Source organism: Cohaesibacter sp. ES.047, from assembly GCF_900215505.1.
Lineage (GTDB): Bacteria > Pseudomonadota > Alphaproteobacteria > Rhizobiales > Cohaesibacteraceae > Cohaesibacter.
Genome location: NZ_LT907844.1, coordinates 1471005 through 1493457 on the forward strand (window position 1 = coordinate 1471005; position 22453 = coordinate 1493457).

Consider the following 22453-nt stretch of genomic DNA (forward strand, 5'->3'; position numbering starts at 1 on the left):
TGGGGTTTGGCGTGTTCATCGTTGGATTGGGGGACAGCGGATCAACTGGCGATCCGACTATCCCCGGGCAGTGGGATCTCAACCCCGTCTTCGGAATATTGCTTGAGCTTGTTGCGCAGGGTCCGGATCGAGATGCCCAGAATGTTGGCGGCATGGGTCCGGTTGCCCAGACAATGGTCGAGGGTTTCGAGAATCAGTTCCTGTTCCACGTCAGATACCGTGCGGCCCACCAATGTGCGCGTCACGCCTTCTGCGGCCATCACTGCCTGTGCAGCAGGGCCGGAGGCCATGCCGATAATGGTCTGATCCATTCGGCTGCCATCGGGCAGGCGCAACGCCTCTGCCCCGATTTCGACGCCGGTGGCCAGCAGCACGGCGCGATGAATGGTGTTTTCCAGCTCGCGCACGTTGCCGTCCCAATTGTTGGCATGAAGGTGACGCGAGCAGGATGTGCTCAGCTTGCGCTGCGGCAGGCCGTTGGCCTGTGCATATTTGTCGGCAAAATGAGCCGCCAGCAGATCGATGTCCTGCGGGCGTTCGCGCAAGGGCGGGATTTGCAGGTTGATCACGTTGAGACGGTACAGCAGATCCTCGCGGAAGGTGCCGGCGCGCACTTCATCGGCCAGATTGCGGTTGGATGTCGCAATGATGCGGATGTCGATGGGCACGGGCTTGGCACCGCCAACCCGGTCGATGACCCGTTCCTGAATGGCGCGCAACAGTTTGGCCTGCAAGCGGATGTCCATTTCCGAAATCTCGTCGAGCAGAAGCGTGCCGCCGTTGGCTTCCTCGAATTTGCCGATGCGGCGGGCGACAGCACCGGTAAAGGCACCCTTTTCATGACCGAACAGTTCGGATTCAAGTAGGTTGTCGGGAATAGCGGCGCAGTTAACCGAAACGAAGGGGTGAGATGTGCGGCGGGATTTGGCATGCACATGGCGGGCAAGGACTTCCTTGCCGGTGCCGCTCTCGCCTGTGATCAGGACCGATGCATCGCTTGGCGCGATCTGATTGGCAAGCTGAACCACGTTGGACATGGCCGGATCGCGGTGGATCAGAGTGCCCTGATCACGCACGACCGCTTCCAGTACTGCGGCGATGATTTCGGGGTCTGGCGGCAGCGGAATATATTCCTTGGCACCAGCCCGAATGGCGTTGACGGCTGCGCGGGCATCGTTTTCAACGCCGCAGGCGATCACCGGCAAGGTGATATGCTCTGTTTCAAGGGCATTGATGAGTTTTGCGATGTCCAGCTTGACGTCGACCATCATCAGATCGGCGCCACGGCCCGCCCGCAAATGGGTGAGGGCCATGTCGATGGTTTCCGCGTGGGATACCTGCGCACCGCGGTCCAGGGCGATTTTGGTTGCCTGGGAAAGCTGGCCGTTCAGGGTTCCGGTGATCAAAAGGCGCATTCTACTCTCCCAATCCTACTTCTCTGTTTTGATGATCTCGGTCATGGTGACGCCGAGTTTTTCTTCAACGAGCACCACTTCACCGCGCGCCACGAGGCGCGAGTTGACGTAGATGTCGACTGCTTCACCGACCTTGCGGTCAAGCTCGAGGACGTTTCCGACATCGAGATTCAGCAATTCACTAACGGGCATTTTGGCGCGGCCCAGAATGGCGGATACGCGCACGGGTACATCGAACACCGCTTCCAGATCGGCGGCGTTCTTGTGGGTGTTTGCATCTGCTGCAAAAGCGTTTGATGCCTTCCCATCCTGCTCCTGGAGGGCGAGGCTGTCATCTTGTGTTTCATCACTCATAGCATGTCTTCCTCGGTTTCAGGGGCCGTGTCAGAGACCGGTCCGCCGCCGATTTCAGGGTCGACTTCAGGGGAAAAGTCGCTAGAGAAGTCAGCGTCCGGTATCTCGGTGGCCGGGATGCTTTTGGATTGTTCCGGAAGATCGTCCAGATCGGCATTGTCTGCATCGGGGGTGTTGGAGTCCTGATTTGAGGCAAGGGGGGACTCCTGCGCTTCCTGTTGCATATCATCGCTTTCCATGGCGCGATCTTCGAATGCTCCTTCCTGCTGTTTGGTCTCAGCGTCGGTGTTGTCAGTTGGGCTTTCGTTTGGTTCGAAAGCGGCGTCTGGATTTGTCTCGTCCTTTGCTTCGTTGTCCTGTGCTTTGTTGTCCTGTGCTTTGTTGTCCTGTGCTTCGTTTTCCTGAGCTTCGGGGTCTTTGTCTTCGTTTGTGTGCTGATTGGCTTCCCCGTCAGAAGTGTCTTCATCTTCATCTTCATCGGGCGGAACATGGGCGAAATGTTCTGCCACGATCTGCTCGACCTGACGGATTGCTGAGCGCATGTTGCGTCCGATGCCGCCATCGGCCCATTCCACTTCACAGTCTCCGGGCATGATGGCCGGGTCGGGAAGAACGGTAAGGGTGCCTTCAAAACCGAGTTCTGCCATCTGCAGATCCACTGCGACCCGGATCTCCTCAGCAATTTCGTCATTGAGGCGGATCGAGATATGTGGGGTCTTGCGCAAGGGAGCGAGAATCTGGTGCAGCAAGGCCTGCACTTCCGATTTGGGCTCCTGGGCAACCAGATGCTCAGCAAAGCGAGAGGCAAATGCGAAGGCCAGATTGGAGGCATCGCGTTCGAGACGCTGAAGCAGCACGCCAACCTCGGTATAGATCATGCCGACTTCTTCCAGAATTGTCTTCTGGATGGTAAGGCTCTCTTCACTGGCGAGCTGCTCGCGGTCCGCGCGCGCGGCTTGTTCGCCGGCCAGCCGTGCGCGTTCGACGGCCTCTGCAAGAAGGCGCTCGTGCTCGGCAACCGTAATCATCGGCTCTGGTGGCGTCTCTTCGATCACTTCCTGAACTTCCGGCTCCGGTGGCGCCGAAAAGTCCAGATCGAAAAGATAACGAGCGGCGTTTGCCATGGTATCCAATCCAATGTGTCGGGGCTTGTTGCCCGGACGGTGAAGAAGCCTTTTAAGCGGCTCGGTGTTCTAGTAAACCAGTTCGTCTTCGCCATTGCCCTTGGCGATAATGATCTCGCCGCGAGCGGCCAGGTCCTTGGCCATGTTGACCATCTCGCCCTGCGCCTCGTCGACGTCGCGCAGGCGTACCGGGCCCATGCTTTCCATGTCTTCCTGCAGCATCGCGCCAGCGCGGGCCGACATGTTGTCGAAGAACAGCGTGCGGACATTTTCGTTCGCGCCTTTGAGGGCGAGGCCGAGGGTGTCCTTCTCGATATTCTGCAACAGGGCCTGAACACCGGAGGCATCGAGCTTGGCGAGATCCTCGAAGGTGAACATCAACTGCTTGATCTTCTCGGCGGATTCCCTGTTTTCTTCTTCGAGAGCAGCCAGCAGGCGTGCTTCGGTCTGGCGGTCGAAATTGTTGAAGATGTCGGCCATCACCTCATGCGCATCGCGGCGCTGGGTGGTGGACAGGTTCGACATGAATTCGACACGCAGGGTCTGTTCGACCTTTTCGAGCACTTCCTTTTGAACCGCTTCCATCGACAACATGCGGTTGATGACTTCGAGGCCAAAATCCTCCGGCATGATCGACAGAACGCGCGCAGCGTGGTCGGATTTGATCTTGGACAGAACCACGGCGACGGTCTGCGGATATTCGTTCTTGAGATAGTTGGCGAGGACATTCTCCTGAACGTTGGAGAGTTTCTCCCACATGTTGCGACCGGCCGGTCCGCGGATCTCTTCCATGATGACGTTCACCCTGTCTTCGGGCAGGAAAGACAGCAGCAAGCGCTCGGTGGAATCAAAGTTGCCAGTGACGGCGCCTTTCGATGACAGGCGCGCGACAAAATCAACGATCAGGTTGTCGAGCATATTGGGCGTGATGCCGCCAAGCTTGGACATGGCGATCGAGACCTGCTTGATCTCGATATCATCAAGCCGGCTCCAGATCGGTCCGCCGTGATCATCCCCGAGCGCAAGCAGCATGATCGCAGCTTTTTCGGCTCCGTTGAGTTCACGCTCTTCGTTGTTGACAGAAACGGAAGTGTTTGCCCCCAGATCTGTGAATGCCTTGCCTGCCATACTCTACCTCACGCCGCATCCTGGAGCCAAAGACGAATGATCTTGGCTGCCTCTTCGGGGTTCTCTTTGACCATCTCGCCGACCTTGATAAGAGTGTCGGCCTGCAGTGCGCCCTGAAGCTGGGCGTGCTCGATGGCGCGCATTGTCGGGTGATCCAAATCCTCGCCGCTCTCAGAGGCAGGAACGAGTTCACCATTTTCACCGACGATCATCGGCACACCATCCACACCGACCACGACGTGCTCGCCATCCTTGATCTGCTCAGGTTTTTCGAACATGCGTTTCATCAACGGACGAACGACCATCAGCAGCACCAGAAGGGTCATGATCAGAAGGATGCCCAGTTCGGCAAAGCGCACATAGTCATCCTTGGTGAAGGCGAACAGCTCGGAGCCTTCATCATCAAAGATCGGTTCCGGTCCTTCGGCGAACTGAAGGTTGATCACTTCGATCTTGTCGCCGCGGGTCTGGTCATAGCCGACTGCGGAGCGGACAAGCGTTGCGATCTGGTCGAGTTCTTCGGGTGAGCGAGGCTGATAGACAAGGTCGCCGTTGGCATCCTTCTCATAGTCGCCATCGACGAGAACGGCGACCGACAGGCGTTTAACCCGCCCACCCTGAACCACTTCGGTTTTGGTGACCCGAGAGATCTCATAGTTGATGAGTTCCTCGGTGGTATTGGAATTTTCCTTGCGGCCTGCCGCGTCATTCTGGTTTTCTTCGGCGTTGGGCAACTCGTTCCCAACCGTGACACCGTCCGTGTTTTCGGTTTCCTGACTGTTGGCAGCTTCCGAGCGTGTTTGGGTCGAGCGAACCACCTGACCATCCGGATCGAAGGAGTCAGAGGTTTCGGTGATCTTGTTGAAGTCCATCTCGGCGTTGACTTCAATGCGGGTGCGACCCTGACCAACAATGGAGGTGACAATTTCCTGCACCTGATCGCGCAGGCGGTTTTCCATTTCGATGCGGCGCTCATCCATGCTTGTGGACAGGAAGCTGTCGCCGCTTCCTCGGCCGGTGGCCAAAAGTCGTCCGCGGCCATCGATGATGGTCACATTCTGCGGATCGAGCCCTTCAACGGCCGAAGCGACCAGATGCTGGATCGCCTGAATCTGTGTCGGGTTAAGGCTGCCCTGAAGCTTTACCGCGATGGATGCCGAGGGCGGTTTCTGATCGCGCTTGAAAAGCTGGCGCTTGGGCAGGACCAGATGGACCCGGGCCTTGCGAACATTGCGGATGGTGCGGATCGAACGCGACAGCTCACCCTCCAGGGCGCGCAGATGGTTGACATTCTGAACGAAGCTCGTCGTGCCCAGAGTTTCGCTCTTGTCAAAGATCTCATAGCCAACATTGCCGCCGTTCGGCAGGCCACTCTCGGCCAGCTGCATGCGCAGGCGCAGAATGTCGGGCTTGGGGGCAAGAATGACCGCGCCTTCGTCACGGATCACGTGGGTAACATTCTGTGCTTCCAGAAGTTTGGTGATCTGGATGGAATCCTCGAACGACAGGTCGGTATAGAGTGGCGCAAGGGTTGGTTCCGTTACACGCAGCATGATGAAGGCAAAGAAGCCTATCAGGGCTGCGGTCACCACACCCATGGCTGCGAGTCTCGCTGGACCAAGCGTTTTTAAAAAGTCGAGAATGCCGTTCACAACAGGTACCTTGAGGCTTTCCGGGACAGAAGCAAATCACTAGGCAATATTTTCCTAGGGGATGGTTAACAAGGTGTTAAGGATTTGGTTAACGACTGATTAATCATGCAGTTTGCACGGGACAGAAAAATTGAAAAGACACAAAAAAGACGCGAAAAAAGCTTGGAAAGGGGCATTTTTGTGTTCAAATCGGGCATTCGGCCGGTAAATGCGCTTAAGACACTTTTTCAAAACAGGCTTAATTTTCTTTTTTTGATAAATCGCGCGGGTCTGTATGCGCCGATCCTGAGCGGTATCGGGAGTGATCCTGGCGTGTGTTGATGGTCTGGACAATAAAAAAGGCCGAGGATGATCCTCGGCCTTTGTATCGCTAAACGTATCGGACTTGTCCGATACGACCATCTGTTACCGATACTGTTGCACCCGCGTTGCTCGAAGACCGGCCAGACCATGTTGATCGATGGAGCTCTGCCAGCTAAGGAATTCCTCAACTGTCAAAGTGTATTTCTGGCACGCTTCTTCAAGGCTCAGCAAGCCACCGCGAACGGCAGCAACAACTTCGGCCTTGCGTCTGATCACCCACCGTCTTGTATTTTCGGGTGGTAGATCCGCAACTGTCAAAGGACTCCCATCGGGGCCGATGACATACTTTACTCTCGCACGTATTTGATCGGTCATTGTACTCTCACACTCAACCTGACCTCATCGAAGTTGAGCATAGGACAATGCCTTTAAAAGAGTCCTAAGCGACTGGATACACTTTAGTAATAGTTTTTCTCATTCTGGAAAAAGCCTTGCAGAATGGGAGATTAGCAGTGACCAAAAAAAATGGGGAGGCCTTCGCAAAGCGTTGCCAAAGCCTTAAAGAAAAGGCCGCACGCGGCGGCCAGGTCTCGCAAGTTGCGAGTTTTCTTCAAGATTGTCGAAATTTCCCTTATTCGGTTTCCGTCTGGACGGCTGCAGCGACAGACTTGATCTGGGACGTGGGAATAAGTTGGCCTCCGACCAAAAGCATGGGCTCGTTCGATGAAATATCGACATTCTCCACAACGCCTGTGGTGTCTGTTTCGATGGCGATGGGGTCCTCGTTGGTATCGGTGGCATCGATTTTGATGCTGTAGGTGCCCCTCGACATCCGGTTGCCGGCGTTGTCGGTACCATCCCACCGGAAGGCCTGATTGCCCTGACTGATGGGCACCTCTGTCTGGCTGTATATGGTCTGACCATTCTCGTTGGTGATGGTGATGTCCGCGGTGCCCTCGCTCTCGGCATCGAATGCGAAGCTGGCTGAGCCGTATTCACCCAGAACGGCCCTCGAGCCATCGATCGTTACCGTCGTGCCAACGAAGTTGAGGACGCCCAGAGCGTTGGACGACGTCATCATGTTGGCGAGGTTCTCCAACTGCTCGTTGGATCGGATCTGTTGCTCGACACCAGAGAATTGGACCAGCTGTTCCGTGAACTGGTTGGAATCCATGGGGTCCATCGGATCCTGATGCTGCAATTGCGTTGTCAGGATCGTCAAGAAGGTCTCGTAATTCTGGACCAGCGTGTCCGCATCCTTGGACGCGCTTCCGCTGGTTTGGGGAATGATCGAGCCAATGCTTGTCATGATTGATGTCTCCTAGGCGGCAATCAAATCACCAGATTGACGCCATTCGACGCCATGTAGGTGCCGGAGTAATTTGGCTCCACAATGGAGGGTGGGGGCAATGACTCGTCCTCTGTCTGCCGTTTGCCGGCAAAGCCATCCTGTTCAAACTGTTGCTGCTGGTTCTGCTCGCCAGCCATTTGCTGCTGTCGTCCCTGCTGGTTCATCAGGGAGTATTCGACGCCCTGTTTGTCCAGATTGATGCCGCTCTGTTGCAGGCTGCGCTCAAGGAAGCGCTGATCCCGCATCAGGAAGTCCATGGTTTCTGACTTCTCGACAAACAGATGCGCACGGGCCTGACCGTCAGAGCCGATGGTCAGGCGCACATCGACCTTGCCAAGGTCCGCAGGGTCAAGACGGATCTCGAAGCGGGTTTCGCCCTTGTTGGCGAACTTGGAGATCTGCGCGGCAAGGGCCTGAGCATTCGCCATGGCAGCCTGTTGTGGCATCTGTCCGGGGCGACCCAAATGTTCCATGCCGGTCAGGCGTACGGTGCTGGCATCACCCTGGGTGGCTGCTGCCGTATCAAACCGCAAGGTCGGGTCTGTTTGCATCCCTTGATCCTTCAGGCCGTTTGCGCCATCAAGCTTGGCCATCAGTTGCGAGAAGGCTTCGCCCTTGGGTGCCTGCTTTCCAGCTTCCTTGGGGGCTTCTGTTGATCCCTCTGGAGATCGTGCGGAGCGGGACCTGTCGGCGTCATTCACTCCGTCATTGGCGGATGGCTGACTATCCGACGGGCGGGCGCTGGGCTTTGGATCCGCGTCCGTGCTGGCCGTTTGAGGCTGCTGGGTTGGCCCATCAGTTGATTTGCCTGCCTGTTTCGGTGCGGGCTGGTCCGGGCGAGCGGCTTTGACCTCCTCTTTGCCCGTTTGCTGTCCTTGTGCATCCGCGTCAGTGCTGGTGTCCGCATTCACGGTCTTGGCTTCAGGGGGCGTTTCGGTGCCTGTCGCAGGTGTGGTCACTTGAGCGTTCGGCTTCTTGTCCTTGGTTGCGACCTGTTCTGCGCGGGTGTTCGAGACCTGTGCCTCAGTGGTTAGGGTTTTTGCATCTTGCGGTGCACTTTGCTCGGCAGCCGCCTTTGTTGCGATCACGTCACCTTGCTGCCCAGTCGCTTGAGGCGCGGATTGCTGCTGTTCGGGGAGCGTCAGGGCGACCGGGTCGCGCTTCTTTGGTGCATCCGTCTGGTTCGCGCTGTCCGTCTCTTTCGTTACCGTCTTGTCGGAGACCTGCGTGTTGCCATCGCCTGACTGGCCGTCAGATGGTGCTGAGGCCGCGGTTTGCTGACCGACCACGGCGCCATCATCTACATGGACAGTCTCGGTCGCCCCTTTGTTCGCGGCGGCTGTGTCGGAAGCGGTTGCGGTGGCAGCCTTGTCAGTCTGGTCAGGCTGTGAGGTGACTGGAGCAGGGCGGGAGCCGGTGTTGGCCTCGTCAACATGATCGGCGTCTGACGCCTTTCCAGTCGAGCCAGTCGCTCCTGTCGGATCAAGAGGCGTGACGGGCGGTGTCGCAGCCGCCTTTGTCGTCGCGTCCTCATGTGTCTGTGGATTGGTCTGGGTGTTGGTCACAGCCGGTGCATTCGAACCCGTGGCGGCCTCTTGTGCCTGCTTCGCGGCAGAGCTTTCGCCATCGGCGGTCGGTATGTCAGGTGTCGCAGGGGCGGTCGGGGTCAGAGGTGCGGTCTCGCTGCCTGCCTGACCATTGGCAGGGCCGTCGGGTGCCGCGCCTGTCCCGGGCTGTCCGGGCGTGGTGTTCGCCGGGCTCTCAGCCATATCGCCGGCAACATCAGTCATGTCAGGAGAGGTCGCGGGCGGACCATTCGTGGTTTTGCCGGCCAGTTCCCCTTCGCTGCTTTCATCGGGCATGTTCGTTGCGGGCAACTCGGCAATGATATCGGTTGCTGCTTGCTGCGTGGCTGCCGCTTCGGCGTCTTCGGTCTTGGTATCGGGCGTCGCCTCATCGGCCTGCTGCTCGATCTGCAGGGTGATCTCCGAATGGGTCGAGGCGGACTGTGTCACGTCCTCTGCCTTGTCGGATGATGCTTTCGCAGATTGAGCCGAACGGGATTGATCTGTTGCCGCAGCTTTGGTGGTCTGGTCAACCTCATTGGACGTGCGCGAGGACGTGCGCGCGCCGGTGTCGGCCGCACGTGCATCCTGTTCCGTCCGGTTGTCTCTGGACGAAGCCGCTTTGGTCTGTTCCTTCAGATGCTGATCAAAGCTCGTGCCCGAACGATCGCTGCGCGTCTGCCCCTTGCTGTTCGCCACAGACGAGCGCGCACTGGCCATCACATCGGTCATTCCTGTATACTGAACTACCATTCCCACCTCACAACACACTGTCATGCGTGTTAATTCAAGAAACGTGCCAGTGTTGTGTGATCAATAAAACTCTTTTGTTTCAATATATTGCTGAATTGCGAGCTGCGACCGTATCTGCCTGTCGGGTCAAGAATTGCCGCATGAGGGGAAAATTATGCCGGGTTGGGACCGGCAATTTTCTGATTTGGGCTTTCAAACTGGAGCAAAATCGCTATATAAGGCTCATTCAAAAACCGGCAACATCATAAGCAGGACCAGAGCTCGTTGCCGAAGAACGTTCGAAGATTGGAATCGACAGATGCTAAACAGTCTCGATTTGCCTGGTCGCCCAGAAGACACCCGTGTTGTTGTAGCCATGTCCGGCGGTGTGGATTCGTCGGTAACGGCGGCTTTGCTCAAACATCAGGGGTACGACGTCATCGGCGTGACCCTGCAACTCTATGATCATGGCAAGGCAATGCACCGGGCTGGTGCCTGTTGCGCCGGTCAGGATATCCAGGATGCGCGCCGTGTGGCCGAGCATCTCGATATTCCTCATTATGTGCTCGACTACGAAAGCCGCTTCAAGGAAGCGGTGATCGACCGCTTTGCCGAGAGCTACCTATCCGGTGAGACGCCGGTGCCGTGCGTGACGTGTAACCAGACGGTCAAGTTCGAGGATTTGCTCGAAACGGCCAAGGAATTTGGTGCCGACTGCATGGCGACCGGCCATTATATCTCGTCCAAGATGGTCGGGAATCAGCGGGTATTGTTCCGTCCCTACGACGAGGATCGCGATCAGACCTATTTCCTGTTTGCTACCACGCAGGAGCAGATCGACTTTCTGCGCTTCCCGCTGGGCGGTATGCCCAAGCCGGAAGCCCGTGCTCTGGCGCGTGAGCTTGGCCTTAGCGTCGCTGACAAGCAGGACAGTCAGGATATCTGTTTCGTTCCAACGGGCAAATATACCGATGTGATTGAGCGCCTGCATCCCGGTGCTGCCGAACCCGGCGACATCGTCCATATCGATGGTCGGATTTTGGGCGAGCACAAGGGGATCATCCATTATACGGTGGGCCAGAGACGGGGACTTGGCATCTCGTCAGGCGATCCGCTCTATGTGGTCAAACTCGATCCGGTGCGCCAGCAGGTGATTGTCGGGCCGCGCGATGCGCTCGTCACCCGGCGGCTGAAGCTCAGGGAGGTCAATTGGCTCGGGCCTCAGACCTTTGCGGAATTTCCCAAGAGCGGGCTTGAAATCTATGCCAAGGTACGCTCAACGCGTCCACCCAAGGAAGCGCTGCTGTTTGCCATGCCGGATGGTGGCTTTGAAGTGGAGCTGATGGACGGCGAACAGGGTGTCGCGCCCGGTCAGGCCTGTGTCTTTTACAACGGTGTCGAGAAGGAATCCCAGCTTTGGGGCGGCGGCTGGATCGCGAGCACCAAGACGGATGTCGTTATCCCGGACGTGATCCGCGTCAACGGGGATCAGGCGCTCAAGACGACTATAGTCGGTGCCAAGTAATCCGACTTTCCTGCCTTTGAAACAAAAAGCCGGCCTCTTGGGCCGGCTTTTTTGTGTCGCTGAATCTGGGACGATCAAGCTGACAGGGCCTTGTATTCTCTTGGAGCGCAATAGGCATCTGCGTCTTCGAGCTCCTTCACCCACATCTGCATGGGAGTATGGACTTTGTTGACTGATCTCTCCGCTGGGCCATTAAAACCGTAGCGCTTGGCCGGCAGGCTAATGAGCGTTTCTTTGAGCGGATAATAGTGCTGCCCCATCCAGAATGCGCGTACATTATCTGTTTGATCCAGAATGCTCTGAGGTTTGACGGTGTCGGATTTGTCTGGAGAAAAGAAGGCAACGCGCTGGAAGCCGATTTCACACGCATGGGCTTCGATGGTCTCAATCAGCTTTTTCTCGACATTCTTATTGAGGTAGGCGGGCTCAAGGAGCAATTCCGCCAAATAGAAATAGCTTTCTATCCTCTGTCCTATCTGCTTCAGGGGGGTGGCAAGAGCCATTTGCTCATGGATAAGTGGCTCTCCGCTCGCCATGGCGATGATGCGGCCCTCATGCAGTGCAACGACGACCACGGCCCCCAGATTCAGCGCGAAGCCTTCCAGATTGAGCGCCTTTCCGGTCAGTTTTGATGCTTCGAAACTTGGTGATGTGCGCCTGATGGACTGGCGAAGCTGTGCGTATCTTTCTAGATACTCGCCAATGCTGACGCCGCACAGAATCTTCAGTTCGATTTCCATTTCATGTCCCCCAAGGTTGCGCCCGTTGTGCCATCCATATGCTGGGAGGTCATGTTACAAATGTGCTGAGGAGAGTTTGTTCAGTGGCAATGTCCGGGTTGGTTAACAAAAGATTGAGCAACTGCCTAAACTGTTACCAAAGCGCTTGCGCTTAGTCGGGACTTCCCGGCTCGGTCTGCACACCAAGATCCTTGAGTGTCACAATGCGGTTGCCGCGAAGGTCATTGGCGCAGACCAGAAACCCGCGCTCTTCCATGTAGGTGAGAAGGAAACGGGCGCGGGACGGGGAGCGCGTGCCATAAGCAGTGGCGAGCTCGATGTTCGTCGGGCAGGCCTTCTTGCCAAGGGCTGCTTTTGCCAGCAGCAGATAGACCCCACGCATATCTTCGGGCAACTGATCGGCGATCAGCCCAGCCTGATTCCATTGTTGTTCGTCAAGCGCATCTTCCTTCTCGTCGACACCGGCACGGGCGACGGCCAGAAGCTGCCTGAATTCTTGCAGACCCGGGGTGATCTTCATTTTCTTTTCAATGCGGCAACGGACCTGAAAGTCCTGATAGAGCACGGAAACCGGTTGATAGGCGGCGTCCGGGTCATCGAGAAGATCGGCCAGAATCGTGTGCAGGATTTCCTCGCGCTCCTGAGCGCTCAGCCCGGGATCTAGATCCAGTGTCGGTTCCGTCTCGCCGCCAAACTGTTCATCAAGGCGGATGTTCGAAAGCTGTTTGAGCACATCTGCTGTGGTCTTGGGTGGCGGCATGATTGCCGGACGCGGTTCGTCATCGGTGCCGGGTTTGAAGAGAAGCTCGTCGAGATTTTCCCGGTTCATTTCCGGCAGGGGCATTAGCTTGGGGCTTGATGAGCGCGCCGATGTTTCAACCGGACCGATCTTCACCGTCTCCGAGCGGCGATAAAGCGCTGGGCCGAGGGCGACGAACTGGCCGCGATCAAGATTTCGAAAGGTTTCGGCTTGTCTGCGTTCAAGGCCGAGAAGGTCGGCCGCGCGGGCCATGTCGATGTCGAGGAAGGTTCGACCCATGAGGAAGTTCGAGGCTTCGGCGGCCACGTTTTTGGCGAGCTTGGCCAAGCGCTGGGTGGCGATGATACCGGCAAGGCCGCGCTTACGGCCACGGCACATCAGGTTGGTCATGGCACCAAGGGACAGGCGGCGGGCTTCTTCGCTGACCTCACCACCGGCAGCAGGCGCAAAGAGCTGTGCTTCATCGACGATGACGAGGGCCGGATACCAATATTCGCGCTCGATATCGAACAGACTATTGAGAAAGGCGGCTGCCGCGCGCATCTGGCGGTCCGCATCCAACCCCTCAAGGTTGAGCACAGCGGAGACGCGATGCTGACGAACGCGAGCGGCAATCATGGCCAGATCGGCCTCGGTGCCGACGGCATCAACCACGGCGTGACCAAACTTGTCCGCAAGCGTCACGAAATCCCCTTCGGGGTCGATGATGATCTGTTGCACCCACGGGGCGCTCTGCTCAAGCAGGCGGCGCAGCAGGTGGGACTTGCCCGAGCCGGAGTTGCCCTGAACCAGCAGGCGCGTTGCCAGCAATTCTTCCAGATCCATCTCGGCCGGTTGGCCCAGTTTCATGGTCCCCAGATCAATGCTGACGGTCATATTGGCATACTGCTCGTTTGGCTGTTGGAATGCAGGCGTGCAAACTCTCAGATTCGGGGCGCGCGCGCAAGAAACGGGTGATGATGCGTGTAGCGGCCTTGAGGCGCGCCGTGTCGACATCAATGAGGAAGACATATCGTTCTACCCGCCAAAGTCAAGCCCAAGCACCTATAGACCGAGCCTTTGAGATTGATTTGCGCAGGCTTTCGTGCGTCTCAGCCTTGGGCTTCTCGCCTCAGTATCGCGATTGCTGGCGGCGGATGGCGACGGCCTTCTGTTCGATTTCGATCGCCTGATAGAGGGTTCTGACGCCGGTGGCCTCTAGAAGATCGATGAGCTTGAGCAACAGGTCTGCAGTGGCAAGGGAATCACCGAGCGCCGTATGACGCACATCTGGGGCGATTTCGATGCCGAACTGTTCGGCGAGCGCATCAAGGGTGAGGCTTGATGTCTGGCCCTGAACGTGAGCGGCGAGCAGCACGGTATCAAGCACCGGATTGTCAAACTGCACGCCGGCCTCTTCCTGCTTCATGCTCAGAAACTTCATGTCAAAGGCGGCATTGTGTGCCACCAGCACGGCATCGCCGACGAAGCTGTGAAAGCGCGGCAACACCACTTCGACCGGGGGGGCATCGGCCACCATGGCATCGGCGATGTGGTGGATTTTGGTGGAGGCTGGCGGAATCGTGCGTCCGGGGTGTATGAGCTGGTCGAACCGCTCTCCCCTGATGATCCGGCCATTGACAATGCGCACGCCTGCAATCGAGATCATCTCGTCGCCGCCGGACGGATCAAGACCGGTCGTTTCAGTGTCAAAGACCACGAAATCCAGCTCGCTGAGGGGCGTGTCTTCCAGATCGGCCAGATCCGTGCGTTCCATCAGATCGAAATCATAAAATTCCAAGCGCTCGGGGATCATCTGATCAGTGTTTGCCTCGCCTTCATCGTGGCGGTCGCGTGGGGGAGCCAGCGGCAGGCGCAGGCGGATTGGACCATTCGCGCTTCGGGTACACCAGAAATCGGTCTTGTGCCGGTTGAGCACGTCCCTGCCGGTGACGTCGCCGAGATCCGGATCCAGCGGATCGTCCAGCCAACTGTTGATGGTCGAGACGCTGAGAATGTCCCTCCCGTGCCAAAAGACATCAATATAGGTCTTGTTGTCTTTTGGCGTTGCTTCAAGCTGGAAAGCGCGGGACTCATGCCAAGCCGCGATCTTGCGCAGGATATGCTCGATCAGCTCGACGATGGTGACCGAGTCGCAATGGATCCAGACCGGCTCGCCGATGAACTCGCAGGAAAGCTTCAGGGTTTCGGAGCTGTTACGGCGCAGGATGGAGTTGAAGAGGGACGCAGAGTAGACATCACTCATCGGCCAGGCGCTGGCCAGCATACCCTGTGCCTTGAGATCCAGCGTTTCGATGCTGTCAGACAGGGCCACCGTTTCCTTTGCCACCATCTGCTCAAGAGAGCGGCGCACGTCGGGCGACAGGTCATAGTTGCTGGCGAGCAACTCCGCTGTGGCGCGCAGGTTGGCCGCCGGGTGGCGCAGATCGAGAAGCGCACGCTGAAGCAGCCTGTCGCGTTCGACATTCTCGGCCAGTTGCCGCGTTACATCCTCGAACGTGACGGTGAACCCGCTCGGCGCGGTTTCATCCTGATTGAGCAACAGGGAAACCCGGCCCTGAAGGGTATGGCGACCGTCTGCGGTGGCGCAGATGACCATCTGGCTGAGGCCGTCGGGATGATGTCTGTGGCGTGCGGTCTCGAAGCGATGGCTGAGCCGGTCGAGGGCATGGCGGAAGGGCGCAGCCGAGACCACCGAGAACAGCGAACGCCCGAGGCCCATTTCGCCAGAGACATGCAGGATTTGCAGGGCGCGGCGGTTGTAGAGCAGGATCCTGTTGTCGAGGTTGCAGATCAGCACCCCCTGATCCAGCTCTTGAAGCACGCTTTCAAGGCGCTGCTTCTGCCTGCTGGCGCTGGCGGTTGCTGCCGCCACTTGACTGTCGGTTTCCTCTCTTGCCTCGACAAGCGCGGCCGAGATTTCGCGAATGGCAGGATTGAGGAAGCCGAGATATTTGCCTGTTTCACCGGTCAGATGCTGGGGGGCTCCGGCGTGCACCAGCGAGCGCACATCCTTGACAATCAGGTCTATGGGCTGGGCGACGTTGATGTCGAACTTTTGCCAGACCCAGAAGGACACAAAGGCGATGCCAAAACAGGCTAGGCCGCCAGAGAGCACCAGATGCGGCAGGGCATCAGACCCGATGCGCTGGAGCGCAAAATAGAGCGCGGCCATCAGGATGGCCGATGACGCCACGACGATCAGGGCAAAGAAGAGAAAAATGCGAACACGCAGGCTAAGGCGTTCCAGTCTGGTCATGGCATGGTATTCGGTGTTGGTCGAGAGAAGCGGTCGGTCTGCAAACACCGGCGATCAGAGGTCAGGCGCAAGCGGGATGCTGGGTGTTGTCCGCGAGAATAGTCTCGACGGTCTGAACGATTGAGAACATCGAAAAGGGTTTGCTGAGATAGGCATCTGCACCAACCGCAAGGCCTTTCTCGATTTCAATGTCCCGACTGCGGGCGCTCATCATGACGATCTTGACGTCATGCATTTTGGGTTCGCTGCGCAACGTCTGGCAAACATCATAGCCATCGCGGCCCGGCAGGCACACGTCCAGCAGGATCAGGTCAGGATGATGAGCGGCGGCTGCGTCCAGAGCCTTCTCGCCATCGTTGGCTACGGTTACGTCATAGCCTTCGGCTTTCATGAGATGCTCAAGGGCAAAAGCGATGGACGCTTCGTCATCAACGACAAGGATTGATTTGGCCAATTCGGTGCTCCTCCCAGAAACCGGTCATGACATGATGGCCCGAGTATCGCGATTAGCCCCGCACAGCGCAATTGGCCATTCGGGTCAGCGGGAAGGGATGGGTGGGGGGGAGATTGGCCGGATAGAGCCCCATATATATGTACCGGCTGCTATTCGCAAGAGATTTCTTTGCATGTTGCAGGAAGTCGCTCATATGTATTCGATGGGGTGGACACCCCTCCGACGGCATAAGTGTGCCAAACTGGAGAGGTACTCACCAAGCTGAGTAGGAGATTTTCATGAAGCAGGTTTTCATAATCGGGATAGATTTGGCAAAGAACACATTTCAGGTTCATGGCGCAACGAAAGCTGGCAACCGCATCTTCAACAAGAAGGTAACACGTGCCAAGCTGATTTCTTTTCTCACAGAGATCCCCAACTGCATAGTTGCAATGGAAGCCTGTGCCAGTTCGCATTATTGGGGGCGCAGAATTGAGGCGCTCGGGCATACCATCAAGCTGATCCCACCTGCTTACGTCAAACCATATGTCAAGCGGCAGAAAAATGACGCCAATGATGCCGAAGCGATCGCAGAGGCGGCCTCTCGTCCCACAATGCGCTTTGTTGCGGTAAAGAGTGTTGAAAAACAGGCTTCTGGAATGGCTCTCCGCACCAGAGATTTGCTCATACGGCAGAAGACGCAGACAATTAATGCCTTACGTGGGCATTTAGCCGAATATGGAATTATAGCCCCTTGCGGAACGGTTTATCTCAATCGCCTGCAAGAAGCCGTAAATGACCCGGAAACAGAGTTACCTGATGCCGTAATTGCCAATGCTCAGATACTTCTTGATCACATTGCGTCTTTAGCAGGTCAGATTAGCCAATTGGAAAAGGATATTCGTGAGGCGGCAAGGCAAGATGAGCGCGCAAGGAAACTGATGAGCGTTCCTGGAATTGGTCCGATCACCGCCGTAGCTCTAACCGCCCTTGCACCTGACCCGGCAAGCTTTCGCAAAGGTAGAGATTTCGCCGCTTGGACGGGTTTGACGCCAAAACAATATTCATCGGGAGGAAAGGAACGCATCGGTCATACCTCGAAAATGGGGCAACGCGACTTGAGGCGGCTTCTCATCATTGGAGCGGCGTCAGTTGTTAGGTGGGCTATACGGCGTGGTTCCGATCAAGGTGGCTGGCTCGGGCAAATGTTGGCGCGCAAGCCAAGAATGCTGGTAACCGTCGCATTAGCCAACAAAATGGCCCGGGTTGCATGGGCCTTGATGTCTAAGAACGAGAAATATAAGGATCCCGCGATGGTATAATCCATCTTTATTGCCATAGCGAGGCATGTAGGAAGGGCGTAGGTAAGTAAGGACAAACGATCAACGAGACAGGGTTGGGAGAACCAGACACAGGCCGTGCGCCGCAGAGCGCGCGTATCCGAATTGGACCCGACCCGCGTATCTCCATACGGGCCCGTGGCGTGTTGATGCCACATCTGGAGGCCGAACACACGACAGCACCTGATCCTTGTTCATATTGACCAAAAACTTCTTGCATTTTCCGGGGTGTCCACACACGGCCTGTTTATCGGCGCGCGGGCCGTGGCCATGTTGGGATTACGCTCGCACCGTGATCTTATTACTAGAAAGGTCCAAACTGACCGAATGGGCTCTCAGATTCTGGGGGCGTAATTGTTCCGTTCCATGCATTCAATCAATCGCGAACTCCTTCGAGATCGTGGTTGCTTCAGATGCTAACCACGGCCGCATTCTTGGGCGCATCAAACGCCGTTTTGTGTCTGAGGATACTCCAAGCCATCCGGGCCAGTTTGTTGGCCAAAGCTATCGCCAGCTTGTTCTGGTTCATGCGTTCTGATGCCCTTATCAGCCATTCACCAAAACTGAAGTCTGGCCATCGATTGGATCGCATCAGAATAACCCTCGCCGCTTGCACAAAGAGCATCCGCAAATATCGGCTGCCCCGTTTCGATATGCGTCCAAGTATTGTTCGGCCTCCTGTGCTGTGTTGACGGGGAACCAAACCGACCCAGGCGGCAAAATAGCGCCCTTAATCAAAGGCTTCTCCAGTTCTGACAGCAGCAACCATCGCAGTCGAGATTACCGGACCAATGCCAGGGATCGTCATCACGTTGATGCAGTTTTCTTCCGTCCGGCTGATTTCTTCGATCTCATCCGAGATGGCATCAATCCGACCATCAAGCCAGAGCCAGTCACCGTATAGGCCATACAGAATGTTACGCATGCTGGTCGATATCTCGTCTTTTCGCTGCTCCAGAATGATTTCAAATGAATTCTTCAAGGCCCGCAGTCCTTTGCGGACTGTAATGCCTTGCTCAATCAGGAATGCGCGGATCTGATTGATGGTGGCTGTCCGACGTGACACCAGGCGAGAGCGGACACGATGCAGAGCTTGCAGGTCGAGCTGGTCATGGCTTTTCTCTGGAACCGTCGGCAGGTTTGGCCGCAATACAGACTCCGCGATAGCCTCGGCATCATTGTAGTCGTTCTTCTGGCCCTTGGCGAAAGGCCGGACATAGACTGCAGGGATGATCCGAGGTTCAAAGCCCAGCTTGCGCAAGGAGCGACTGACAAAATGGGCGCTCAGACACGCTTCCATGCCGACAACACATCTTGGAAGCCTTTCGAAAGTCTGCTCCAAGGCATGCCGCTTGATTTTCTTTTCCGCGGGACCAGTTCGCCATCGCAGTCGAAGCCAATCAGATTAAATGTGTCTTTGACGATATCGATGCCAATCGACATCAAATTCTCAGTTGCCTTCTTCGTCATGCCACTTCTCCATTCCACAGGTGAAACAGTCAAACTATAACCTGCTGAGTTGGGGGAAGCAGCCGGTACATCCCATTAGTGGACATTGGAAATAGTAGGTCCTTTCGCACATGCTAAAGAGACAACCACAAATCTCGGCCGATGCCGTTGAAAAAGTAGGCGTTGCTTTGGTGTTGAAGTCCTGGTTCAATTCCTTTGAGGATGGAGGATCGGGGCATGATGGGCAACCAGAGCGGGGTGCAGGCTTCGCTGTTTTACGCGTTCAATCTCGAAGACCACATACCGCGGGATCATCTGTTGCGGTCCATTGATCGCTTCATTGATCTTGCAAACATCCGACGTCATCTAGCGCCTTTCTATAGTTCCATAGGTCGTCCCTCGATCGATCCAGAACTGATGATCAGGATGCTGCTGGTTGGCTACATCATGGGGATCCGGTCTGAGCGCCGACTCTGCGATGAAGTGCATCTCAATCTTGCCTATCGGTGGTTTTGCCGCCTGGATCTGACAGATCCTGTCCCGGACCATTCAACCTTTTCCAAGAACAGGCATGGTCGGTTCCGCCAGAGCGATCTGTTCAGGAAGCTGTTCGAGGATGTTCTCAGCCGCACGATCGCCGAGGGGCTTGTTGGCGGGGAAGCCTTCGGGATTGATGCTTCGCTGATCAAGGCAGATGCAAACCGTGAGGATGGCATTGAACCTAAGGACTGGTCACCAGACGACCACGCAAGCCGGGCGACAGAGGAATATCTACAGACGCTGGATGATGAGGCCCTTGGCTCTGCCACACCGGTCCCTCCGAAATACATCTCGCCCGTGGATCCGGCTGCGCGATGCCTCTCAGCGATTGCAAGCAATCGCTTGCCGGTAATAGACTGCAGCTGATCGCGGTAAGGCGCACTTCATCTATTCAACCAACTATCTGGTCGATCTCGACAACGGGATCATCGTAGATGTGGAACCGACAGCTCCCATTCGTCAGGCCGAGAATAAAGCGGCCCGCGACATGATCGAGCGAGCCATGGATCAGACCGGCCTCTATCCTGCGCGACTTGTCGGGGACACCGGCTATGGCAGTGCGGAGATGCTGGGATGGCTTGTCTATGAATATGGGATCGAGCCACACATTCCGGTGTTCCATTGCCTGGCAGGCAAGCGAAGCGCCGCCGAGAAGGTACAAATCTGGGAGACGCGATGGTACCTTCTCACGCTCCGACTTCATCTACGATCCTGACGGGGACGTATATTACTGTCCCGGCGGCAAATCCCTGCATCAATAACGTCTTCCCGAATTCCGTCGTGAAGTGCAACACTCCCGCCTCGATATGGTATCGAGGTGGTTGTTGAGACCGTCAGGAGTGTTGCGATGCCATGCTATTCCCATCTTTCTATCGATGAAAGAGAACAGATTTCCACCTTGAGACATTCCGGTCACTCGATCGGTTCAATCGGCGAGCTTGTTGGTCGTTCCAAATCCACGATCAGTCGCGAGTTGAGCCGTAATCGGCTGCCGTCAGGTCGCTATTCACCCAGCCATGCCGATGGGAGCTATTTGCTTCGTCGGCAGCGTCTTGCCATTCTTGAAGATGTTGAGAAGCTCGGCCAGTTTGTTCGGGACCGACTGTCGGAAGGCTGGATGCCGGAGCAGATTGCAGGCTGGCTGAAGGCAGGTAACGAGAAGGTTTGCGCCCTATATGCTTTGAAACGATCTATAGCTTCATCTATCGAGCTGGCCAGAAAAGTGAAGAATTGTGGAAGCTTCTGACCCGTGGACATCGCATCCGCAGGCCTATGCGTGCCCGCCGTTCACGCGACAGGATCAAGGATCGGGCATCCATTCATGATCGGCCAGAAGCGGCAGAAAACCGCCAAGAAGCAGGGCATTGGGAAGCGGATCTGATCATCTGCAAGCGAACCCGCCCTGTGCTTGTGATCCACGAGAGAAAATCCCGGGTTACCCTGGCTGCTCGCATGACCGGCAAGAGCGCGGCCGAAACAGTCTCGGTGATGATGTCTATCTTCCGTCGCCTGGATCCGGCCTTGCGCAAGTCAGTCACATTCGACAATGACACAACCTTCGCCCAGCACAGCCTACTGCGCTCCATGTTCAACATGACGACATGGTTTTGCGATGCCTATGCCTCTTGGCAAAAGGGGGGAGTAGAGAATGCGAATGGTCGATTGAGGCGATGGTTGCCAAGGGACTTCGATATTGACGCGATGGACGACGAGGAGCTGCAAGACCTTGGTAAAGACGCCAAAATCTGCTTTGCTTAAACCTGTTGCACTTCGCGATGGAATCCACCATCCGAGGCCGTGTTGCCCTTACGCAAAACATGCTTCAATTGACGCCCGTCAGCATCCGCAGCCGACGTTACCATGCTGCCCCTAGGAAGCCAAACTTGCGATCAATGCTGATATGGCTCTTGTAGCCAAATACTGGAAGGGCAATCTGAGGCAATGGCATTCCGTCAGGCCGATAGCGCACTTTCCCGCCAACCTTCAGCGTCCAGAGAACACTGGTATCCTTCTGTGCGACCTTGTTCGGCTGATCTGGCCAAATCTCTTTGGCAGTTTTGCCTTCCTTTATCGCTTCCTTCTCACCATCCGTGTTGCGCTGCTTGGGAACGGGAACTAAAGTGGCGTCGAGAATCTGGCCTGACATCGGTTGCCAGGCAGGCAAGCAGGGGGAATGTAGCCCTTCTTGTGCAATTGCTAATCAAAGGCTTTCATGACGCGCTTCAGGGTACCCATTTCCTTCATCCGATTGCGGAAGTGTCGGATGGTGTTCTCGTTCGGGGTGGTGCCACCCAGTTCAAAATTAAGAAACCGCATCCAAGAAAACCGGTCTCTAATCATGAATTCCATTTTGGCACCGGACAAATTGTGTTGCGCTTGCAGGATCAGGACCTTGAACATCGATACCGGGTCAAACGGCGGCCGACCGCCTTTGGAACCATCGCCATAACCGAGACCTTCAACAAGCCAGCCGCGGAAATACTCGAAGTCGATCGTGGCATCGAGAGCCTCGAGAGGATCACCATGTTTGCTCAGACGCTCAAGATGTTCGGAAAGGCTGAAAAGACTGCTGGGTTTCATCGGCACACCTCCATGACATCAGGGAATCAAACGGCATCACAAATTACGAAGGGTTTTTACGGGTCTCCAGATCCCTGGAATGTCCGCTATCCGCAGGTTGTGTTAATTGGGTCTCTAACTGGCAATTTGCCTCCGGAATTTGGCGAATGTCTCAAAGGTCCTGTGTGGATGGCTCCTTTTTTGCAAGTCCTATTTGGTGTTTT

General features: G+C 56.3%; 18 protein-coding genes and 2 pseudogenes. 5 read left to right on the forward strand and 15 right to left on the reverse strand.

Annotated elements, in window-relative coordinates; genetic code table 11:
- Positions 1-41 precede the first annotated feature (41 nt).
- From CPH65_RS06605 to CPH65_RS06645, 8 genes are all read right to left on the reverse strand, one after another.
- A complete protein-coding gene (locus tag CPH65_RS06605) occupies positions 42-1415 on the reverse strand; it encodes a sigma-54 dependent transcriptional regulator (protein ID WP_096172747.1) in 1374 nt (457 codons plus the stop codon).
- Between the two features lie 15 nt (positions 1416-1430).
- Complete coding sequence (gene fliN, locus CPH65_RS06610) at positions 1431-1769, reverse strand: flagellar motor switch protein FliN (protein WP_096172748.1); 339 nt, start codon at positions 1767-1769, stop codon at positions 1431-1433.
- Complete coding sequence (locus CPH65_RS06615) at positions 1766-2893, reverse strand: FliH/SctL family protein (RefSeq protein WP_096172750.1); 1128 nt, start codon at positions 2891-2893, stop codon at positions 1766-1768. Before CPH65_RS06615 ends, fliN begins: the two co-directional genes overlap by 4 nt.
- A gap of 69 nt (positions 2894-2962) precedes the next feature.
- Positions 2963-4021, reverse strand: a complete 1059-nt coding sequence (gene fliG, locus CPH65_RS06620; RefSeq protein WP_096172751.1) for a flagellar motor switch protein FliG — start codon at positions 4019-4021, stop codon at positions 2963-2965.
- 8 nt (positions 4022-4029) lie between these two features.
- Positions 4030-5673: a flagellar basal-body MS-ring/collar protein FliF gene (gene fliF / locus CPH65_RS06625; RefSeq protein ID WP_096172753.1), complete on the reverse strand. Its 1644-nt coding sequence runs from the start codon at positions 5671-5673 to the stop codon at positions 4030-4032.
- A 405-nt stretch (positions 5674-6078) separates the two neighbouring features.
- Positions 6079-6351, reverse strand: coding sequence for a DUF1153 domain-containing protein (locus CPH65_RS06635; RefSeq protein WP_096172755.1), 273 nt, complete (start codon positions 6349-6351; stop codon positions 6079-6081).
- A 256-nt stretch (positions 6352-6607) separates the two neighbouring features.
- Positions 6608-7285, reverse strand: a complete 678-nt coding sequence (locus CPH65_RS06640; RefSeq protein ID WP_096172757.1) for a flagellar hook assembly protein FlgD — start codon at positions 7283-7285, stop codon at positions 6608-6610.
- Positions 7286-7308: 23 nt separating this feature from the next.
- Positions 7309-9645 carry a flagellar hook-length control protein FliK gene (locus CPH65_RS06645; protein ID WP_157747547.1) on the reverse strand — a complete coding sequence of 779 codons (2337 nt, stop codon included), beginning with the start codon at positions 9643-9645 and terminating at the stop codon, positions 7309-7311.
- A 298-nt stretch (positions 9646-9943) separates the two neighbouring features.
- Here CPH65_RS06645 and mnmA point away from each other — a divergent pair, with 298 nt between their 5' ends.
- Positions 9944-11149, forward strand: a complete 1206-nt coding sequence (mnmA, locus tag CPH65_RS06650) for a tRNA 2-thiouridine(34) synthase MnmA (protein WP_096172759.1) — start codon at positions 9944-9946, stop codon at positions 11147-11149.
- A gap of 74 nt (positions 11150-11223) precedes the next feature.
- On the opposite strand, the gene CPH65_RS06655 is transcribed toward mnmA, so the two are convergent.
- From CPH65_RS06655 to CPH65_RS06670, 4 genes are all read right to left on the reverse strand, one after another.
- Positions 11224-11889, reverse strand: a complete 666-nt coding sequence (locus CPH65_RS06655; protein ID WP_096172761.1) for a hypothetical protein — start codon at positions 11887-11889, stop codon at positions 11224-11226.
- A gap of 151 nt (positions 11890-12040) precedes the next feature.
- Entirely contained in the window at positions 12041-13525 is a 1485-nt protein-coding gene (locus tag CPH65_RS06660) for an ATP-binding protein (protein ID WP_096172762.1), read from the reverse strand.
- 235 nt (positions 13526-13760) lie between these two features.
- Positions 13761-15908 (reverse strand): exonuclease domain-containing protein, encoded by a 2148-nt coding sequence (locus tag CPH65_RS06665; RefSeq protein WP_096172763.1) that lies wholly within the window; start codon positions 15906-15908, stop codon positions 13761-13763.
- 61 nt (positions 15909-15969) lie between these two features.
- Complete coding sequence (locus tag CPH65_RS06670; RefSeq protein ID WP_096172764.1) at positions 15970-16362, reverse strand: response regulator transcription factor; 393 nt, start codon at positions 16360-16362, stop codon at positions 15970-15972.
- A 278-nt stretch (positions 16363-16640) separates the two neighbouring features.
- Between CPH65_RS06670 and CPH65_RS06675 the strand changes: the two genes are divergently transcribed.
- Entirely contained in the window at positions 16641-17663 is a 1023-nt protein-coding gene (locus tag CPH65_RS06675) for an IS110 family transposase (protein WP_096172765.1), read from the forward strand.
- 427 nt (positions 17664-18090) lie between these two features.
- Here CPH65_RS06675 and CPH65_RS06680 read toward each other — a convergent pair.
- Positions 18091-19151 (reverse strand): annotated as a pseudogene (locus tag CPH65_RS06680) (IS110 family transposase).
- Positions 19152-19367: 216 nt separating this feature from the next.
- Between CPH65_RS06680 and CPH65_RS24480 the strand changes: the two are divergent.
- The 3 genes and pseudogenes from CPH65_RS24480 to CPH65_RS06700 all read left to right on the forward strand — a co-directional run.
- Positions 19368-20422: pseudogene (locus tag CPH65_RS24480) on the forward strand (transposase); the annotation flags it as partial.
- 95 nt (positions 20423-20517) lie between these two features.
- Entirely contained in the window at positions 20518-20916 is a 399-nt protein-coding gene (locus tag CPH65_RS06695; RefSeq protein ID WP_096172769.1) for a helix-turn-helix domain-containing protein, read from the forward strand.
- Positions 20901-21428 carry an IS30 family transposase gene (locus CPH65_RS06700; RefSeq protein ID WP_244574554.1) on the forward strand — a complete coding sequence of 176 codons (528 nt, stop codon included), beginning with the start codon at positions 20901-20903 and terminating at the stop codon, positions 21426-21428. Before CPH65_RS06695 ends, CPH65_RS06700 begins: the two co-directional genes overlap by 16 nt.
- Positions 21429-21525: 97 nt before the next feature.
- Here the strand turns inward: CPH65_RS06700 and CPH65_RS24245 are convergent, their stop codons facing one another.
- Complete coding sequence (locus CPH65_RS24245; protein ID WP_197703968.1) at positions 21526-21816, reverse strand: hypothetical protein; 291 nt, start codon at positions 21814-21816, stop codon at positions 21526-21528.
- A 50-nt stretch (positions 21817-21866) separates the two neighbouring features.
- Positions 21867-22250: a transposase gene (locus tag CPH65_RS24250; RefSeq protein ID WP_197703969.1), complete on the reverse strand. Its 384-nt coding sequence runs from the start codon at positions 22248-22250 to the stop codon at positions 21867-21869.
- Positions 22251-22453 lie beyond the last annotated feature (203 nt).